General features: G+C 67.0%; 15 protein-coding genes, 1 tRNA gene and 1 pseudogene. 10 read left to right on the top strand and 7 right to left on the bottom strand.

Features of this window, described 5'->3' with window-relative positions; translation table 11 throughout:
• The 5 genes and pseudogenes from TY51_RS02570 to rocF all read left to right on the top strand — a co-directional run.
• The coding region (locus TY51_RS02570; protein ID WP_042245472.1) for a GcrA family cell cycle regulator at window positions 1-415 on the top strand (415 nt) is incomplete at its 5' end.
• Window positions 416-541: 126 nt separating this feature from the next.
• Window positions 542-1,243 carry a metal-binding protein ZinT gene (locus TY51_RS02575; RefSeq protein WP_042245475.1) on the top strand — a complete coding sequence of 234 codons (702 nt, stop codon included), beginning with the start codon at window positions 542-544 and terminating at the stop codon, window positions 1,241-1,243.
• Between the two features lie 211 nt (window positions 1,244-1,454).
• A pseudogene (metG, locus tag TY51_RS02580) lies at window positions 1,455-3,172 on the top strand (methionine--tRNA ligase).
• A 153-nt stretch (window positions 3,173-3,325) separates the two neighbouring features.
• Window positions 3,326-5,362 carry a TonB-dependent receptor domain-containing protein gene (locus tag TY51_RS02585; protein ID WP_231558873.1) on the top strand — a complete coding sequence of 679 codons (2,037 nt, stop codon included), beginning with the start codon at window positions 3,326-3,328 and terminating at the stop codon, window positions 5,360-5,362.
• 73 nt (window positions 5,363-5,435) lie between these two features.
• On the top strand, window positions 5,436-6,359 hold the full coding sequence (rocF, locus tag TY51_RS02590; RefSeq protein ID WP_042245480.1) for an arginase: 924 nt from the start codon (window positions 5,436-5,438) through the stop codon (window positions 6,357-6,359).
• A 52-nt stretch (window positions 6,360-6,411) separates the two neighbouring features.
• Here the strand turns inward: rocF and TY51_RS02595 are convergent, their stop codons facing one another.
• The gene (locus TY51_RS02595; RefSeq protein ID WP_042245483.1) at window positions 6,412-8,436 is read right to left on the bottom strand and encodes a catalase; all 2,025 of its coding nucleotides are present in this window, start codon (window positions 8,434-8,436) and stop codon (window positions 6,412-6,414) included.
• A gap of 373 nt (window positions 8,437-8,809) precedes the next feature.
• On the opposite strand from TY51_RS02595, the gene TY51_RS21595 reads away from it, so the two are divergent.
• Window positions 8,810-8,881: transfer RNA gene (locus tag TY51_RS21595), tRNA-Leu, on the top strand.
• Between the two features lie 50 nt (window positions 8,882-8,931).
• Here the strand turns inward: TY51_RS21595 and TY51_RS02600 are convergent.
• Entirely contained in the window at window positions 8,932-9,483 is a 552-nt protein-coding gene (locus TY51_RS02600; protein WP_042245486.1) for an NYN domain-containing protein, read from the bottom strand.
• Between the two features lie 107 nt (window positions 9,484-9,590).
• On the opposite strand from TY51_RS02600, the gene folK reads away from it, so the two are divergent.
• The 4 genes from folK to TY51_RS02620 all read left to right on the top strand — a co-directional run bounded on the left by folK (window position 9,591) and on the right by TY51_RS02620 (window position 13,451).
• The gene (gene folK / locus TY51_RS02605) at window positions 9,591-10,181 is read left to right on the top strand and encodes a 2-amino-4-hydroxy-6-hydroxymethyldihydropteridine diphosphokinase (protein WP_156117840.1); all 591 of its coding nucleotides are present in this window, start codon (window positions 9,591-9,593) and stop codon (window positions 10,179-10,181) included.
• A 70-nt stretch (window positions 10,182-10,251) separates the two neighbouring features.
• Complete coding sequence (gene rpoZ, locus TY51_RS02610) at window positions 10,252-10,608, top strand: DNA-directed RNA polymerase subunit omega (RefSeq protein WP_042245492.1); 357 nt, start codon at window positions 10,252-10,254, stop codon at window positions 10,606-10,608.
• A 31-nt stretch (window positions 10,609-10,639) separates the two neighbouring features.
• Window positions 10,640-12,754 (top strand): bifunctional (p)ppGpp synthetase/guanosine-3',5'-bis(diphosphate) 3'-pyrophosphohydrolase, encoded by a 2,115-nt coding sequence (locus TY51_RS02615; protein ID WP_042245495.1) that lies wholly within the window; start codon window positions 10,640-10,642, stop codon window positions 12,752-12,754.
• A gap of 37 nt (window positions 12,755-12,791) precedes the next feature.
• On the top strand, window positions 12,792-13,451 hold the full coding sequence (locus TY51_RS02620; RefSeq protein ID WP_156117841.1) for a DUF2062 domain-containing protein: 660 nt from the start codon (window positions 12,792-12,794) through the stop codon (window positions 13,449-13,451).
• Here TY51_RS02620 and TY51_RS02625 read toward each other — a convergent pair.
• The 5 genes from TY51_RS02625 to TY51_RS02645 form a co-directional block, all read right to left on the bottom strand.
• A complete protein-coding gene (locus tag TY51_RS02625) occupies window positions 13,445-14,353 on the bottom strand; it encodes a glyoxylate/hydroxypyruvate reductase A (protein WP_042245498.1) in 909 nt (302 codons plus the stop codon). The two genes, TY51_RS02620 and TY51_RS02625, sit on opposite strands and share 7 nt — an antisense overlap.
• Complete coding sequence (rodA, locus tag TY51_RS02630) at window positions 14,350-15,489, bottom strand: rod shape-determining protein RodA (RefSeq protein ID WP_042245501.1); 1,140 nt, start codon at window positions 15,487-15,489, stop codon at window positions 14,350-14,352. Before rodA ends, TY51_RS02625 begins: the two co-directional genes overlap by 4 nt.
• 4 nt (window positions 15,490-15,493) lie before the next feature.
• Window positions 15,494-17,440, bottom strand: coding sequence for a penicillin-binding protein 2 (gene mrdA, locus TY51_RS02635; RefSeq protein WP_042245504.1), 1,947 nt, complete (start codon window positions 17,438-17,440; stop codon window positions 15,494-15,496).
• 10 nt (window positions 17,441-17,450) lie between these two features.
• Window positions 17,451-17,972, bottom strand: coding sequence for a hypothetical protein (locus tag TY51_RS02640; protein WP_052649687.1), 522 nt, complete (start codon window positions 17,970-17,972; stop codon window positions 17,451-17,453).
• Window positions 17,969-18,339: rod shape-determining protein MreC (locus TY51_RS02645; protein ID WP_042245507.1), on the bottom strand; the 371-nt coding region annotated here is incomplete at its 5' end. The genes TY51_RS02645 and TY51_RS02640, both read right to left, overlap by 4 nt.

Raw genomic sequence — 18,339 nt, forward strand, 5'->3', positions numbered from 1 at the left:
AGCCCGCGGCACCCCGCGCGGTCCCGCAGCCGGCGGTCGCCCCCGTGCGCCCGAACCCACGCCGGAACCGGTCGCGGCCCAGCCGGCACCGGAACCCGAACCCAGCACGCAGCCGGCCTTCGTGCCGGTCCCGCGCCGCCCGATCGTGCCCGCGGGCCAGCCCCTGCCACCCCAGCCCTCCGCCAACGAGATCAGCCCCGAAGCCCTGGCCTCGGTCCGCGAGGTCGAAAAGCGCGCCAAGAAGCTGACCCTGATGGAGCTGACCGAGCGGACCTGCAAATGGCCCATCGGCGACCCGGCCACCGACAAGTTCTGGTTCTGCGGCCTGCCTTCGGTCGCGGGCAAACCCTATTGCGAGGCCCATGTCGGCGTCGCCTTCCAGCCGATGTCGTCGCGCCGCGACCGTCGCCGCTGATCCTTTTCGGGCGGGCCGCGATGGCCCGCCCGGCCTTGCCAACCCCGCCCGCGCCCCTTACTGCGTCCTTCTGATGTAATGATATATCATTGCATGATTCGGAAGACCCACAGAAGGACCGGTCCCATGATCCTCCGTTCGCCCCTCCCCGCCAGCCTGCTGATCGCCGCGACGCTTGCGCTGACCGGCCCCGCCCTCGCCCAGAACAGCGCCACGCCCCCCGCGCATGATCATGCCCATGATCACGACCACGCGCATGACCATGATCACGCCCATGCCCGGACCCCCGAGGCCCAGGCGATCTATGACGGTTACTTCGACGACGATCAGGTCGCGGACCGCCCCCTGTCCGATTACGCGGGCGACTGGCAGTCGGTCTATCCGCTGCTGCAGGACGGCACCCTGGCCCCGGTGATGGCCCGCAAGGCCGAAAAGGGCGACCAGACCGCCGAGGAATACACGGCCTACTATGACACCGGTTATGCCACCGACACCGACCGCATCACCATCGAGGGCGATGTCGTGACCTTCTACGCGGGCGACACGCAGCTGTCCGGCACCTATGCCGATGACGGGCACGAGGTGCTGACCTATGCCCGCGGCAACCGCGGCGTCCGCTTTGTCTTTGCCAAGACCGAAGGCGACGCGGGCGCCCCCGCCTTCATCCAGTTCAGCGACCATGGCATCGCGCCGGCCAAGGCGGGTCACTTCCACCTCTATTGGGGCGACGACCGTGCCGCCCTGCTGGACGAGGTCACGACCTGGCCCACCTACTATCCCGCCGCCATGACCCCCGCCCAGATCGTGGACGAGATGCTGGCCCACTGAACCCCGCGCACGCCCGCAACCTGTGTACAGCCTGTGCACGGGCTGTGCCTGCGTGGTGCCCGCCCTGTGCGCCCCCGATCGCCAGCCATCGCTGGCGATCGGACCATCGCCGCCCCCGCCCCGTTGCGCGCACCGGCCATGCAACGCGCGCCCCGCTTTTCATCACGGCGCAACAGGGCTAGAGATGCGCGACCCCGAAAGGACGCATGCCATGGCCCGCCACCTGATCACCTCTGCCCTGCCCTATATCAACGGCATCAAGCATCTGGGGAACCTCGTCGGTTCACAGCTGCCCGCCGACCTCTATGCCCGCTATCTGCGGGCGCGGGGCCACGAGGTCATGTTCATCTGCGCCACCGACGAACACGGCACCCCGGCCGAACTGGCCGCCGCCAAGACCGGAGAGGCCGTGGCCGATTACTGCGCCCGGATGCACGGCGTCCAGACCACGCTGGCCGACGGGTTCGGGCTGTCCTTCGACCATTACGGCCGGTCCTCCAGCGACCGGAACCGCGCCCTGACCCAGCATTTCGCGGGCCGTCTGGCCGATCAGGGCTATATCCGCGAAGTCGTGGAAAAGCAGGTTTATTCGCATGCCGACAACCGCTTTCTGCCGGACCGCTACATCGAGGGCACCTGCCCCAATTGCGGCTATGACAAGGCCCGCGGCGACCAGTGCGAGAACTGCACGAAACAGCTGGACCCGACCGACCTGATCAACCCCCGCAGCGCCATCAGCGGGTCCACCGACCTGGAGGTGCGCGAGACGAAACACCTCTATCTGCGCCAGTCCGCGCTGAAAGGCGACATCGCCGCCTGGATCGACGGAAAGGCCGACTGGCCGATCCTGACGACCTCGATCGCGCGCAAATGGCTGAACGACGGCGACGGTCTGCAGGACCGCGGCATCACCCGCGACCTGGACTGGGGCGTGCCGGTGAAACGCGGCGACGCCGACTGGCCGGGGATGGAGGGCAAGGTCTTCTACGTCTGGTTCGACGCGCCCATCGAATATATCGGCGCGACCGCCGAATGGGCCGACGCGACCGGCGCCGATGACGCCGCCTGGCGTCGCTGGTGGCGCCTGGATCAGGGCGCGGAGGACGTGACCTATACCCAGTTCATGGGCAAGGACAACGTGCCCTTCCACACCCTGTCCTTCCCGGCCACGCTGATCGGTTCGGGAGAGCCGTGGAAGATGGTCGATTACATCAAGTCCTTCAATTACCTGACCTATCAGGGCGGACAGTTCAGCACTTCGCAGGGGCGCGGCGTGTTCATGGACCACGCGCTGGAGATCCTGCCCGCCGATTACTGGCGCTGGTGGCTTCTGTCCCACGCCCCGGAATCCGGCGACAGCGAGTTCACCTGGGAGAATTTCCAGCAATCCGTGAACAAGGATCTGGCCGACGTGCTGGGCAACTTTGTCAGCCGCATCACCAAGTTCTGCCGCGCCAAGTTCGGAGAGGCCGTCCCCGAAGGCCCGGCCTGGGCCCCGCCGAACTGGCCCTGATCGACACGCTGACCACCCGCATCCGCGCCTATGAAGCCAACATGGAGGCGATGGAGGTCCGCAAGGCCGCGTCCGAGTTGCGCGCCATCTGGGTGTCGGGCAACGAATACCTGCAATCGGCCGCGCCTTGGACGGTGTTCAAGACCGACCCCGACCAGGCGGCGATGCAGGTGCGCATGGGCCTGAACCTGATCCGCCTTTACGCGATCCTGTCGCAGCCCTTCATCCCCTTCGCATCCGCCGCGATGCTGCAGGCGATGGACGCGCAGGACGCCGATTGGCCCGTGGACGTGGCACAGGCCCTGCAGGCGCTGGCGCCCGGCCACGCCTTCACCGTCCCCGAGGTGATGTTCGCCAAGATCAGCGACGAGGACCGCGAGACCTGGGCCGCCCGTTTCCAGGGCGTCCGCGCCTGACTGTTGCATTCGTGCCACAGTGACGCGGGGGGCGGGCGCAGGCCTTGCCCCCGAGCCAACCCGCCGTAAAGGCGACTGAATTACCCAGGTAATCGGCTTTTCCCTCTGGCCACGACCCCAGGCAGCATGTCCCCTCCGACTCCGAGGCCCATGATGCCCAAGACCCCCTCCCTTCGCGCGACCCTGCTGGCGCTGACCGCCCTGACCGCGCCCGCACTGGCGCAGGACAGTGCCCCCATCCTGCTGGACGAGATCGTGATCACCGCGTCCGGGTTCGAACAGAACATCGCCGACGCCCCCGCCAGCATCTCGGTTATTTCCGGAGAGGAGCTGGCGCGGCGCAACATCACCACCCTGTCGGACGCGCTGCGCGGGGTGCAGGGCGTCGCGACCACCGGTACCGCCAACGAACAGGACATCACCATCCGCGGCCTGTCGGGCCAGTACACGCTGATCCTGGTCGACGGCAAACGCCAGGGCACCCGCGAATCGCGCACCAATGGCAGCGCCGGGATCGAGCAGAACTGGATCCCCCCCGTCGCCGCCATCGACCGGATCGAGGTGGTGCGCGGCCCGATGTCGTCGCTGTACGGGTCCGACGCGATGGGCGGCGTCGTCAATGTCATCACCAAGCCGGTTGCCGATCGCTGGACCGGATCCGTCACGGCCGAGACCACCCTGCCCCAGGACGGCGACGATTCCAGTTCGCGCCAGCTGTCCTTTTTTGGCAGCGGGCCGGTGATCGCCGACCAGCTGGGCCTGCAGGTCTGGGGCCGCCGTTTCGATCGGTCCGAATCGCGGATCGTGGACGGGCTGCGCGACCGCGACCTGACCGACCTGTCGGCGCGGCTCAGCTGGACGCCCGACCCCGACCACACCCTCCACCTGGAGGGCGGGCGCACCACCATCCAGGATCTGGGCCGCGTCGGCCGCACCATCGCGCCCGTCGATTTCCGCGGCACGCCGCAGAACGACAGCCTGCAGGACAACACCCGCGACCGCGCCGCCCTGTCCTATGCCGGGCAATGGGACAATGTCGCGGCCGACCTGTCGGTCTTGCGCGAAGTGGGTCAGCGTACCACGGCATCGGGCAACGGGGCGCTGGTCACGGGCGACCGCGCGCCAGAGGTCACGAACACCGTCTATGACGCGAAATTCACCGCACCGCTGGAATGGCAGGGCAGCCATACGCTGGTCTTTGGCGGCCAGCTGAACCGCACCGGACTGCGCGACCAGAACCCCGGCCTGGGCGACGGGCGGACCTATTCCTTCAAGACCTCGCAGCGGGCGGTGTTCCTGGAGGACGAATGGCGCATCCGCGACGATGTCGCCCTGACGCTTGGGGCGCGGCTGAACGATCACGCCGAATACGGCAGCAACATCACGCCCCGCGCCTATGCGGTGTGGAACGCGACGCAGGGGCTGACGGTCAAGGGCGGCGTGTCGACCGGGTTCCGCGCACCCGACCTGCGGTCCGTCGTGCCGGGCTATTTCTACACCACCGAACGCGGCGCGGGCGCCATCGTGTCGAACCCCAACCTGCAGCCCGAGGAAAGCACCAGCTATGAACTGGCAGCGCTGTACGACACCCCGACGTGGCAGGTGGGCGCGACGCTGTTCCGCACCGATTTCGACGACAAGATCGAAAGCGCGCGCACCGACGATCAGGTCGTGATCGGCGGCACCAGCTTCAACCGGTGGGAATGGTACAATATCGGCAGCGCCCGCCTGCAGGGGGTCGAGCTGACCGCGGACTGGGACGCCACCCCTGATCTGACCCTGCGCGCCAGCTACAGCTTTACCGACAGCGAACAGCGGTCGGGCGATTTCGCGGGCCTGCCGCTGGACCGCACGCCCCGCCATCAGGCCAGCGTGACCGCCGATTGGGTGACCCCCGTCGCGGGGCTGGGGGCCTGGGGGTCGGTGATCTATCACGGTCGGGAAACAGCCGCCGGGGCGCGCATCGGCACCAACGGGCGTCCGGTGGCCTTTGACCCGGACGAGACAGCCATCGCCTATGAATACGGGTCGTACCTGACGGTGGACCTGGGGGCGGATTACCAGCTGACCGACCGGGTCAGCCTGAACGGCGCGATCTACAACCTGCTGGACCGCGACGTGACCATGGCCGCCAACAACACCGAAGGCGAGGGCCGCCGACTGTGGCTGGGCCTGACCTCGAACTTCTAGGGGGATGCGCCCGGCCGGTGGACTTTCCCCGGCCGGGCGTGTTCAAACGGGGCATAATCCAGCCGGAGAGCCCATGACCCATTGCATCCTGATCGGAGCCCCCGTGGACGAGGGCCAGCGCCGCCCCGGCTGCCTGATGGGCCCCGCCGCCTATCGCACCGCGGGCCTTGCCGCCACCCTGTCCACCCTGGGCCACAGCGTCGAGGACCGGGGCGACGTCACCCCGGACCCCCTGGGCGACCACACCTGCGCCAATCCCGCAGTCCACCACCTGCCCGAGACGATCGCCTGGACCGGCGCCCTGCGAAAGGCGACCCAGGACGCCCTGCCGCATGGCATGCCGATCATCATGGGGGGCGACCATTCGCTGGCCCTGGGCACCGTCGCGGGCGTTGCGGCCCATGCCGCCGAACAGGGCCGCGCCCAGTTCGTGATCTGGCTGGACGCGCACAGCGATTTCCACACCGTTGCCACCACCACGTCGGGGAACCTGCACGGCACGCCGATGGCCTATGCCAACGGGCTGGAGGGGTTCGACCCCTTTCCGCCCTTCCCCGCGCCCATCCCGGGCGAGAACATCTGCATGTTCGGCATCCGCAGTGTCGACCCCGCTGAACTGGCGCTGATGCAGCCGACCGACATCACCGTGAACGACATGCGGGTTCTGGACGAACAAGGCATCGTGGCGCCCCTGCGCGCCTTCCTGGACCGGGTGCGGGCCGCCAACGGCATGCTGCATGTCAGCCTGGACGTGGATTTCCTCGACCCCTCCATCGCGCCGGCGGTCGGCACCACCGTCCCCGGCGGCGCGACCTTCCGCGAGGCGCATCTGGTCATGGAACTGCTGCACGAATCGGGGCTGGTCACGTCGTTGGACCTAGTCGAGCTGAACCCGTTTCTGGACGAACGCGGCCGCACCGCGAAGCTGATGGTCGACCTGGTCGGCAGCCTGATGGGTCGCAAGGTCTTTGACCGTCCGACCCGCAGCTATGGATAGGGGCGGACCACCGGCCCGCCCCCTTTCCTTGCGATACTGACGGCCTGGGACCTTACCAGACCTTAGCTTCGCGGTCATAGAACCGCTGCGCCGCCGCCTCGACAAAGGCCGCCGGGTCCAGCTTGGTCACGCCCTTGTCGGGCTGCACCCCTGCCGCCGCCAGCAGCTTGGCGCTGACATCGTCGGCACCGATCGCCTTGAGGTGCGCAAAGGCATCCGACACGAAATCGACCGCGGGCTTGAACTTGGCCAGCTTGGCCGCGTCGTCGGCGCTGATGACCAGTGCCACCGCGTCGAACAGGACCGACGGCGAACCCGCCAGCTGCGCTTCGGCCTTGCCGCGTTCCTTGGCGATCAGCGTCACCGTGCCACCCTCGGCCTCGACCGCGTCGCGCAGGGCATCGACCTTGGCCTGATCGCCGCCATCGCCGATCAGAATGCCGACCTTGCGGCCATTCAGGCTGTGCTTGGCCTGCTTCATGATCGACAGCGCGTCGGACAGGGCCATGTCGATCGGCTCGCGCATGGGGGTCGCAGCGTCGGGCAGATCCTCGGCCAGACCTTCGGCCACGGTCTCGGCCAGATCCTCGTCGATGACGCGCAGATGGCCCAGCACGCGCTGGATCACGTGACCCAGACCGACCTTGGACAGCTCGAACGTGATCGCATCGGCGATGTGACCCTGCTCGACCTCGGTCTGGCTGCGATAGAACATCCGCGCCTGGCTGTAGTGGTCGCCGAACAGTTCGGCCCGCACGCGCAGCTTTTCGTCCGGCTGGTTGCCCAGATCGGTCATGTCCTTATAGGTCGCGAACCCCTGATCGCTTGCGCGCGGTCCGGGCTCCTCTCCGGCCTGATCCAGGCTGTTGGGCTCATAATTGGCGCGGCCCTTGGGCACCGCCATCTGCATCATCCCGTCGCGCTGAAAGTTGTGCATCGGGCATTTCGGCGCGTTGACCGGGATCTGGTGGAAGTTGGTCGTGCCAAGCCGCGATTTCTGCGTGTCCAGATAGCTGAACAGCCGCCCCTGCAGCAGGGGGTCGTCGGAAAAATCGATGCCCGGGACGATATTGGTGGGCAGGAACGCCACCTGCTCGGTCTCGGCAAAGAAGTTGTCCGGGTTCCGGTCCAGCACCATTCGACCGACGATGCGGACGGGAATGTCCTCCTCGGGGATCAGCTTGGTGGCGTCCAGTACGTCATAGGGCTGCTTGGCGGCCCATTCGGCGTCAAAGGTCTGAATGCCCAGTTCCCATTCCGGGAAATCGCCCGAATCGATGGCCTCCCACAGGTCCTGACGGTGATAGTCCTGGTTCGCGCCGGCCGTCTTGACCGCCTCGTTCCAGACTTGGCTCTGCAGCCCCAGCTTGGGCTTCCAATGGAACTTGACGAAGGTCGACTTGCCCTCGGCATTGACCAGACGGAAGGTATGGACGCCGAACCCCTCGATCATGCGCAGGCTGCGCGGAATGCCGCGGTCGGACATCGCCCACATGATCATGTGCATCGATTCGGGCATCAGCGACACGAAATCCCAGAAGGTGTCGTGCGCGCTGGCGGCCTGCGGATAGCCGCGGTCCGACTCCATCTTGACCGAATGGATCAGGTCGGGAAACTTGATCGCATCCTGGATGAAGAACACCGGGATGTTGTTGCCGACCAGGTCCCAGTTGCCTTCCTGGGTATAGAACTTGACGGCGAAACCACGAACGTCGCGCGGCGTATCCACGCTGCCGGCGCCGCCGGCCACGGTGGAAAAGCGCACGAAGACCGGCGTCTTGCCCGGATTGGCCAGCACGCCCGCGCGGGTCAATTCCGGGATCGGGGCGGTGCATTCGAAATAGCCGTGGGCGCCCGAACCGCGTGCGTGGACGATCCGCTCCGGGATCCGTTCATGGTCGAAATGGAATATCTTTTCGCGAAGGACATAGTCCTCCAGCAGGGTGGGACCGCGGGCCCCCGCCTTCAGGCTGTTCTGGTTGTCGGAAATCGGGACCCCGTGATTGGTGGTCAGGGCCTCGTCGCCGGTCTGGTGGATTTCTCCGCCGTTGCCGCGTGTCTCGCTGATGCTGGACATGACGTCCTCCTGTGCTGGCGCGTTGCCTGTCCAACCGTGGCCGATGCAAAGGGTTCCTGATTCGGTCGGCTATGTTTTGTTCATCGGCTTGCCCTGCGCCGCGCGGCCTGCGATATGCAGAACTGATGATGATGCGGACGTGGCGAAATCGGTAGACGCAGCAGACTTTGACGATTGGAGTGCCCGGCCGGAAACCGCCGGTGCAGAACCGCTCAAATTCGGGGAAAGCTGTGGGGCCCCGGCCCCGTGCCAATCCCGAGCCAAGCCCCGGAGACGGGGAAGGTGTAGAGACTAGACGGGTGGCGCCTAACGTCCTTGCGGGCCATGGCGAAGGGATAGTCCAGACCACGAACGGGGCATCGCACCCCCGGCGGCGAAAGTCGAAGTGGTACGAAAATCTGTTTTCCGAACGGAAGTGCGGGTTCAAGTCCCGCCGTCCGCACCATCATCGCGTCATGCGGCACCGGCGCGGTCACGCCCCGGTGCGCGGGGGGTTCACGTCTCGACTTGGGCCGGTTCGCGCGGCGGGCGCCCGATGATGTCGCGCAGCGCGTCCAGTTCGATGAAGTTGTCGGCCTGGCGGCGCAGGTCGTCGGCAATCATCGGCGGCTGGCTGCGGATCGTGGACACGACCGACACCCGGACCCCCTGACGCTGCAGCGATTCGACCAGCGGGCGGAAATCGCCGTCGCCGGAGAACAGGACCGCGTGATCCATCCGGGGCGCCAGTTCCATTGCATCGACGGTCAGCTCGATGTCCATGTTGCCCTTGACCTTGCGGCGGCCCAGGGCGTCGGTGTACTCGCGCGCCGGCTTGGTCACGACGCAGAACCCGTTGTAGTGCAGCCAGTCCACCAGCGGGCGGATCGGGGAATATTCCTCGCCCTCGATCAGGGCGGTGTAGTAATAGGCACGCATCAATTTGCCGCGGCGGTCGAATTCCTGGCGCAGCAGCTTGTAGTCGATGTCAAAGCCAAGCGCCTTCGCGGCGGCATAGAGATTGGCGCCGTCTATGAAGATTGCCAACCTGTCGTCTTTGTAAAACATGGATGTTGCCTTTGATGAACCCGGTCTTCACGGCACAAGCGCGGGCCAGGGTGAGGGACCTGTAATGCGCGGGCCCATGCCATGGACCTGTAAGGAAAGAGGAAAGCGTGGTTAACCTGTCTTTTGGTATCGTTGCTTTTGGGGCCAACCTTCCCCTGTCGGATCAGGACCCCGTAACGACCCTGTGCACGACGATGGGCATTCTGCACAGCGCACCGGGCATTTCAATCACCGCGATTAGTCGCATCTGGCGGACTCCCGCCATGCCTGCGGGATCGGGGCCCGACTTTGCCAATGCGGTGGCGCTGATCGCCACGTCGCTGACCGCGCCGCAGGTCCTTGAGGCGCTGCACAAGATCGAGGCAGACCATGGCCGCGACCGCAGCACGGGCCGGTGGTCGGCGCGCGTGCTGGACCTGGACCTGATCGCGCTGGACGACCGGATCGAACCCGATGCGGACCACCTGCGGGCGTGGATGGACCTGCCCACCGATCGCCAAGGGGTGCAGACGCCCGACCGGCTGATCCTGCCCCATCCGCGGATGCAGGATCGCGCCTTTGTCCTGGCCCCCCTGGCCGAGATCGCGCCCGACTGGCGCCATCCCCTGACCGGGACCACCGTGGCGGCAATGCTGACGGCGCTTGGACCCGGCGCATTGGACGGAATGACGCCGGCCGAATCCCCAGGTTTTCCTTGACAATCGGGGCTGAGCCGACCATCAGTCCGGTTCGCCCCGAATGTCCGATTCGCAACTGCACAGGTGATCCATGGCCCGCGTAACGGTCGAAGACTGCGTCGACAAGGTTCCCAACCGCTTTGATCTGGTGATGCTCGCCTCGCATCGCGCCCGAGAAATCGCGGCTGGCAGCGCCCCCACCGTCGATCGCGACAACGACAAGAACCCGGTGGTCGCCCTGCGCGAAATCGCCGAGGAAACCCAGCCCGTCGACGATCTGCGAGAGCGGATGATCGAATCGACCCAGACCCAGATCGAGGTCGACGAGCCCGAAGAGGACGCCATGGCCCTGCTGCTGGGCGCCGAGGTCGATCGTCCCAAGCCGTCCGACGAGGAATCCGAGGAACGGATGCTGCGCATGATGCTGGAAGCGAACCAGCGCGCCTGACACTGCCATCACAGAGGTCTTCGACACCATCATGATCGACGTCGAAGACCTGCTGGCCCTTGTCCGCAACTATAATCCCCGCAGCAACTGCGCCCTGATCCGCGATGCCTATGAATACGGCATGCGCATGCACGAGGGGCAGTTCCGCCATTCCGGGGAACCCTATTTCACCCATCCCATCGCCGTCGCCGCCATTCTGACCGAAATGCGGCTGGACGACGCGACCATCGTGACGGCCCTGCTGCACGACACGATCGAGGACACGCGGTCGACCAAGGACGAGGTCGTCGGCATGTTCGGCGCCGAGATCGCCGAGCTGGTCGACGGGGTCACCAAGCTGACCAACCTGGAACTGTCCAGCACCCAGTCCAAGCAGGCCGAGAATTTCCGCAAGCTGTTCATGGCCATGTCCCGCGACATGCGCGTGATCCTGGTCAAGCTGGCCGACCGGCTGCACAACATGCGCACCATCCGGTCCATGCGCCCCGACAAGCAGGTCAAGAAAGCGCGCGAGACGATGGACATCTATGCGCCCCTTGCGGGCCGGATGGGCATGCAGTGGATGCGCGAGGAGCTGGAGGACCTGGCCTTCAAGGTCATCAACCCCGAGGCCCGCAGCTCGATCATCCGCCGCTTTGTCAGCCTGCAGCGCGACAGCGGCGACATCATCGGCCAGATCACCGCCGACATCCGCACCGAGATGGAAAAGGAAGGCATCGAGGCCGACGTGTTCGGCCGCGCGAAAAAGCCCTTCAGCGTCTGGCGCAAGATGCAGGAAAAGCAGCTGGCCTTTTCGCGGCTGTCCGACATCTATGGCTTTCGGATCATCACGCGCACGGAAATGGACTGCTATCGCGCGCTTGGCGTGATCCACCACCGCTGGCGCGCCGTGCCGGGCCGGTTCAAGGATTACATCAGCCAGCCGAAATCGAACGGCTACCGCTCGATCCACACCACCGTGTCGGGCCGCGACGGCAAGCGGGTCGAGGTTCAGATCCGCACCCGCCAGATGCACGAAGTCGCCGAGGCCGGTGTCGCCGCCCACTGGGCCTATCGCGACGGCGTGCGGACCCGCAACCCGTTCGCGGTCGATCCCGCCGAGTGGATCGCCCAGCTGACCGACCGGTTCGACACCGAGGACCACAACGAGTTCCTGGAACACGTCAAGATGGAGATGTATCAGGACCAGGTGTTCTGCTTCACCCCCAAGGGCGACGTGATGCAGCTGCCGCGCGGCGCGACGCCGATCGATTTCGCCTATGCGATCCACACACGGCTTGGCAATTCCTGCGTGGGCGCCAAGATCGACGGCATCCGCGTGCCCCTGTGGACGCGGCTGAAGAACGGCCAGTCGGTGGACATCATCTCTGCCTCGGGCCAGCGGCCGCAGGCGACCTGGTTGGACATCGTGGTCACCGGCCGCGCCAAGGCCGCGATCCGGCGGTCCCTGCGCGAGGAGGATCGCGACCGCTTCATGCGTCTGGGGCGCGAACTGGTCCGCGTCAGCTTTGAGCATGTCGGCCGCAAGGTCACTGACAAGGCGCTGCGGACGGCAGCCAAGCAAATGGGCCTGCCCTCGGCCGAGGATCTGCTGGCCCGCATCGGCAGCGCCGAGAATTCCGCCAAGGAGGTTCTGGGCGTCCTTTATCCGGAATTGGCCGACCACCACGACGAGATCGACGGCAAGCGTCCCTTTGCCGGGCTGGAGGCGGACGCGAACTTCAAGCGCGCGCCCTGCTGTGCGCCGCTGCCGGGCGAACGTATCGTGGGCATCACCTATCGCGGCGCGGGCGTGGTCATCCATGCCATCGACTGCCCGGTGCTGGCCGAGTTCGAGGACAGCCCCGACCGGTGGGTCGACCTGCAATGGCGCGAGGGGCGCCACCCCGCCGCCTATTCGACCGTGCTCAATTTGACGATCCGGCACGATGCCGGGGTGCTGGGACGCATCTGCACCTTGATCGGGGCGCAGGGGGCGAATATCTCGAACCTGGAGTTCATCGCCCGCAAGCCCGACTTCTACCGCATCGAGGTCGAGGTCGAGCTGCGCGACCATGAACATCTGCACAACCTGCTGACCGCCCTCGAGGCGGAAAGCGATGTCGCGCAGGTCTCGCGCGTGCGGGACCCGGCACTGAAACCCTGAGGCAGGCGACCCCTGCCCGTCACGGATCGGGTTCGCCTTGTTCAAACGCCGCAAACCGCGCAGCTACGGCCAATTGGCCAGCCAGATGATCTATCCGCCGGGCGGCTGGCGGCGGGCCAGCGCCTATGTGGCGCACAGGCTGCGCCGTCTGCCCGACCAGCCGCACCGCATCGCGCGCGGGGTTGCGGCGGGGATCATGGTGAATTTCACGCCGCTGTTCGGGTTCCACTTCCTGTCGGCGGCGGCGGTGGCCTGGATCATCCGCGGCAACGTGCTGGCCGCACTGCTGGCGACCTTTGTCGGCAACCCGGTGACCCTGCCCTTCATCGCGCTGATGTCTGTCAAGCTGGGGCGGGAAATCCTGGGCCAGGAGGGCGACCTGACGCCCCAGTTCATCTTCCACGAATTCTCCAAGGCCACCGGAGAGCTGTGGCACAATCTGCGCGCTCTGTTCGGCCCGTCCGAAATGCACTGGTACAACCTGGGCGATTTCATGGCGCAGGTGTTCTGGCCCTACATGGTCGGCGGCATCATCCTGGGGTCCATCGCGGGGGTCATCACGCATTACCTGACCGTGCCGATCTTCATCGCGTATCAGCGGCGGCGCGAAAAGAAGATGGCCGACCGCATCGCCCGCGCCTCGGCCCGCGCGGCGCAGCTGGCGGCGGACCGGGCCAAGGGCGGTCCGGGTCAGTAACCGCGGTCGCGGTCGACCAGATGCAACAGCGGTTGCCCCGCCATCGCGCGGCGCAGGTTCCGGGCAACGACGGGGGCTGCGGTCGCGGGGCGGGTCTCGGCGGCGATATGCGGGGTGACGGTGACGCCGGGATGCGCCCAGAACGGGTGACCCTCAGGCAGCGGTTCGGTGCGGAACACGTCCAGCACCGCATGCCCCGGACGCCCCCGGTCCACACCGCGCAACAGCGCCTCGTCGTCGATCAGCGTGCCGCGGCCCGGATTGATCAGCCAAGCGCCGTCCGGCAGGCGTGACAGCCGATCCGCGTCCAGCAGCCCGCGCGTGGCAGGCGTGTCGGGCAGCAGGCAGATCAGGATCTGCGCCCCCGCCAGCGCCTGGTCCAGCTGCGCGATGGGCAGCACCGACACCCCCGGCACCGCCCGCCCCGAGGCGCTGACACCGGTGACCGGAAAGCCCAAGGCGGTCAACATCGCCGCCGCGGCCTGCCCCAGCTCTCCCATCCCCAGCACGGTCACCGGGCGTTCCGCGGCCAGCGGCGGGATCTGGCCGTTGCGCCAGATGCCGTCCTGGGCATAGCGGTCCATGCCCAGATGAGCGCGCATCGCCCATCCGGCGCAGTATTCCGCCATCCCCTGCCGCAGGCCCGGATCGACCATCCGCGCCAGGGGCTGGGTCAGCGTCGCATTGCCGACGATGCGTTCGACCCCCGCCCAAAGGCTTTGCACCACCCGCGCGTTGGCATAGGGCGCGAAATCGGTGATGTCGCCGCCGGGCGCATAGATGATCGCGTCGAACGCGGCCGGGTCACCGTCGCGGTCCAGCTGCATCTCGGGGCAGGCCGCGCGCAGGGCCGGGGCCCATTCGGACCACGCATCGTCGCGGGCAGAGAACCGGACCCTCATCGGGGCCTGTGGACATGGGCGGACTGCACCAGGCCGAACCCCAGCATCAGGATCATCAGCGACGTCCCCCCGTAACTGACCAGCGGCAGCGGCGACCCCTTGGCCGGCAGCAGCCCCATCACGGTCGCCATGTTGATCGAGAAGTACAGGAAGAACGTCGCGCTGATGCCGATGGTGATCAGGCTGGCAAAGCGGTCGCGGTTGCTGAGTGCGGAATACAGGCAGAACCCCAGGATCAGCATGTACAGCACCAGCAGCGACGACGCGCCGATAAAGCCGAACTCCTCGGACAGGACGGTGAAGATGAAGTCGGTGTGCTTTTCGGGCAGGAAGTTCAGCCGCGACTGCGTGCCCTGCATGAAGCCGCGTCCCGACAACCCGCCCGATCCAAGCGCGATCTGGCTCTGGATGATGTTGTAGCCCGCCCCCAGGGGATCGGATGTCGGGTCAAGGAAGGTGTCGATGCGGCGGAACTGATAGTCGCGCAGCAGCTGCCAGTCGGTGCCGCGGCTGCGCATGACCGCCACGACCAGCCCGACCGCGGCCCCGATCACCGCCCCGAAATACCACAGCGACACGCCCGCCGCGAACATCACGATCCCGCCCCCCGCGATCAGCATGATCGAGGTGCCAAGGTCCGGCTGCATCAGCACCAGCGCGGTGGGCGCCAGGATCACCAGCACCGGCACGATGACCCACAGGGGCCGCGACACGCGGTTCAGCGGCAGCCAGTCGTAATAGGCCGCCAGCAGCAGGACCACGGCGATCTTCATCAGTTCGGACGGCTGGATGCGGATCGGGCCGATATCGATCCAGCGCTGTGCACCCATGCCGATGACGCCGAACAGGTCGACCGCGACCAGCATCAGGAAGCACACCACATAGGCCGCGACGGAAATCCCCCGCCAGAACCACATCGGCACGAAAGCCAGCCCCAGCATGATCACCATGCCGACGGCAAATCGGATCATCTGCGGTTCGGCCCAAGTGTCCATGCGCCCACCCGCAACCGAATACAGCATCAGGAACCCGATGCAGCAGACGGCGGTGATCAGCAGGACCAGCGGCCAGTTGATGTACAGGATCTTGCGGAACCCCGTGGGGACCTGCGCCACCTGATAGTCCAGATAGGACATCGCCTTACGCCCTGCTGCGGCCGGGGCGCGGGGCCTCGGGCTTGTAAAGGTGCATGGCGTTGTGGCGCTCCTCCAGCGCGGCGCGCTGATCGGAGGGCACTGCGTCCAGCGGCGGCAGCCCGCCGTTCAGCGCGAACAGCAGGATGTCGCGCGCGATGGGCGCGGCCACGGCCGATCCGCCGCCGCCATGTTCGACCACCAGCGAGATCGCGTATTTCGGCGCGTCATAGGGCGCATAGGCCACGAACAGCGCATGGTCGCGCCGCGCCCAGGGCAACTGGTCGTTCGAGATGACGCCGCGCGCGCGTTCGGCAACGGTGATGTTGCGGACCTGGCTGGTGCCGGTCTTGCCCGCCATGCGCCAGTCCTCGCGTGTGATGCGCGCGCCGCGGGCGGTGCCGCGCGCGCTGTTCATCACCGCGTCCATGCCAAGCCGCGCGACGCGCAGCGACGCCGCGCTGATGTCCAGCGGCGCATATTCGGGCACCGCCTGTCGCACCCCGTCGATGGACCGGATCAGCTGGGGCCGCACCTCGCGCCCCGAGGCGATGCGCGCGGTCATCACCGCCAGCTGCAGCGGCGATGCCAGCACGAAGCCCTGCCCGATCGAGGCGTTCAGGCTGTCGCCGATCTGCCAGGCCTGGCCGTGGCGGGCCATCTTCCATTCGCGGTCGGGGGCGATCCCCTCGGCCACCGCGGACATGGGCAGGTCGTGGCGCTGGCCCAGGCCCAGCTTGCGGGCCATGATCGCGATGCGGTCGATGCCCACCCGCTGCGCCAGCTCATAGTAATAAACGTCGCAGCTTTCCTCGAGGCTCTTGATCGCGTCGACCGTGCCATGCCCGCCGCGCCGCCAGCAGTGGAACCGCCGGCCGCCCAGTTCGGTGTGGCCGGGGCAATAGAACCGGGTGCCCGCGTCGATGACCCCGGCCTCCAGGCCCGCCATCAGGGTGACCATCTTGAAGGTCGATCCGGGCGGATAGACGCCCTGCACCGTCTTGTCGGCCAGGGGACGGTGGTCGTGATCCATCAGCGCGCGGTATTCGGGGCTGCTGATGCCACGCACGAACTTGTTGGGGTCAAAGCTGGGCGACGAACAGATCGACAGCAATTCGCCGGTCTGGCAGTCGGTGACGACGGCGGCGGCGCTTTCGGTGCCCATCCGCTGCGCGGCATAGTTCTGCAGCGCCGCGTCCAGCGTCAGCTGCAGCGTGGCGCCCTGTTCGCCCTGCTGGCGTGACAGCTGGCGCATCTCGCGGCCCTGGCTGTTGACCTCGACGCGCCTGGCACCGGCCTTGCCGCGCAGGATCTCCTCCATGCGGCCCTCGACGCCGATCTTGCCCAGCTGGAAATCCGGCAGCAGCAGGACCGGGTCCGGATCCTCGATCCGCGACAGGTCGTAATCGCTGACCGGGCCGACATAGCCCATGACATGCGCGAAATCGCCCGCCCGCGGATAGGCGCGCGACAGCGCCGATTCGGGCGTGACGCCGGGCAGCGACGGGGCGTTGACGGCGATGGCGCTGAACTGTTCCCAGGACAGGCGGTCGGCCAGGACGATCGGGGTGATGGCGCTGCGGCGGGAAAACTCCTCCATCAGCTCGGCCATGCGGGCCTCGGTCATGGGGACCAGCTGCGACAGGCGGCGCAGCACGGCCTGGACGTCGCCGCCCGCCTCCTCTCGCGTCAGGGTGACGCGATAATTCTGTTCGTTCCCCGCGATGATGATCCCGTTGCGGTCCAGGATCAGCCCGCGCGACGGCGGCAGCAGCCGGATCTTGATCGAGTTGCCGTCCGCCAGTGTGCGATATTCCTCGGCATGGTCCAGCTGCATCGACCGCATCTTCAGCGCCAGCGTTGTGACCGTGGCCACCTGGATGCCGGCCAGCATCAGACCGCGCCGGGTGATCTGGCGGGTGCTGTCCATGATCTCGCGTTGGGACTTCTTCATGTCCTTGTCCTCATGTCGGATCGCCGCGGCCAAGGCGGCGCAGCCCGATCAGCCAGCGCGCCCCGAAGACGACCAGCGGATAGGCCGCCACCGTCGCCAGGAACTGCAGGATCGCCTGCCCCAAGGCCGGCACCTGCAGCATGAACACGACCTGCACCAGACGATAGCCCAGCATCATCAGCCCGATCAGCATGCCCACGCGGAACCATTCAACCATGAATGGCTGATCGCGCCAACGGGGCTCTCGCAGACGTGCGGCCTCGGATCCCAGCAGCACGATGGCGGTCCACAGGCCCAGGGGACGCATCAGCAGCACGTCCTCGACCAGGATGGCCAGCACGATGACCGGGGCGGCCAGCTGGTCGGGGCGGCGCAGCACCCAGGCCAGGATCAGCGCCAGCGCAAGGTCGGGCCCGGGCCAGCCCATGATCCCCGCCGACAGGGGCAGCAGCCGCACGAACAGCAGCGCCCAGACCGAGGCCAGAAACACCAGCGTTCCCAGAACGAAGCTGCGGCTTGGCAGCTGGATCATGGCGTGGAACCCGGGTCCAGCGGATCGCTGGCCGCCGCAGCATCCACCGGAGAGACCGGCAGCTGCGGCCCGATCAGCCCGTCGTCCTGACCCAGGATGACGGCGGCGCTGTCGACCACGGCCTCGGCCGGGTGCGACCGCAGGACGCGCAGGAATTCCAGACGTTCGTAATCGGCGGCCATGCGCAGGCGCAGCCGCCCGTCGCTGCCCTGCGCCACCTGGCCCACCAGCAGCCCGCCCGGAAACACGCCCCCGTCGCCCGATGTCACCACACGGTCGCCGGGGCGCATGTTGTCGGCCTGTTCCACGAATTCCAGCAGCGGCAGGGCCGTGTTGTCACCCGTCAGCAGCGCGCGTTCGCCGGTCG

This window comes from Paracoccus sp. PAMC 22219 (genome assembly GCF_000787695.1).
In the GTDB taxonomy this organism is placed as follows: domain Bacteria; phylum Pseudomonadota; class Alphaproteobacteria; order Rhodobacterales; family Rhodobacteraceae; genus Paracoccus.

Excerpts from the sequence above, each read along its gene's own strand:
- TY51_RS02625 (WP_042245498.1), bottom strand. The coding sequence starts at position 14,353 with ATGAGGGTCCGGTTCTCTGCCCGCGACGATGCGTGGTCCGAATGGGCC.
- TY51_RS02585 (WP_231558873.1), top strand. The coding sequence starts at position 3,326 with ATGCCCAAGACCCCCTCCCTTCGCGCGACCCTGCTGGCGCTGACCGCC.
- TY51_RS02640 (WP_052649687.1), bottom strand. The coding sequence starts at position 17,972 with ATGATCCAGCTGCCAAGCCGCAGCTTCGTTCTGGGAACGCTGGTGTTT.
- mrdA (WP_042245504.1), bottom strand. The coding sequence starts at position 17,440 with ATGAAGAAGTCCCAACGCGAGATCATGGACAGCACCCGCCAGATCACC.
- rpoZ (WP_042245492.1), top strand. The coding sequence starts at position 10,252 with ATGGCCCGCGTAACGGTCGAAGACTGCGTCGACAAGGTTCCCAACCGC.
- TY51_RS02615 (WP_042245495.1), top strand. The coding sequence starts at position 10,640 with ATGATCGACGTCGAAGACCTGCTGGCCCTTGTCCGCAACTATAATCCC.
- TY51_RS02600 (WP_042245486.1), bottom strand. The coding sequence starts at position 9,483 with ATGTTTTACAAAGACGACAGGTTGGCAATCTTCATAGACGGCGCCAAT.
- rodA (WP_042245501.1), bottom strand. The coding sequence starts at position 15,489 with ATGTCCTATCTGGACTATCAGGTGGCGCAGGTCCCCACGGGGTTCCGC.
- TY51_RS02595 (WP_042245483.1), bottom strand. The coding sequence starts at position 8,436 with ATGTCCAGCATCAGCGAGACACGCGGCAACGGCGGAGAAATCCACCAG.
- rocF (WP_042245480.1), top strand. The coding sequence starts at position 5,436 with ATGACCCATTGCATCCTGATCGGAGCCCCCGTGGACGAGGGCCAGCGC.
- TY51_RS02575 (WP_042245475.1), top strand. The coding sequence starts at position 542 with ATGATCCTCCGTTCGCCCCTCCCCGCCAGCCTGCTGATCGCCGCGACG.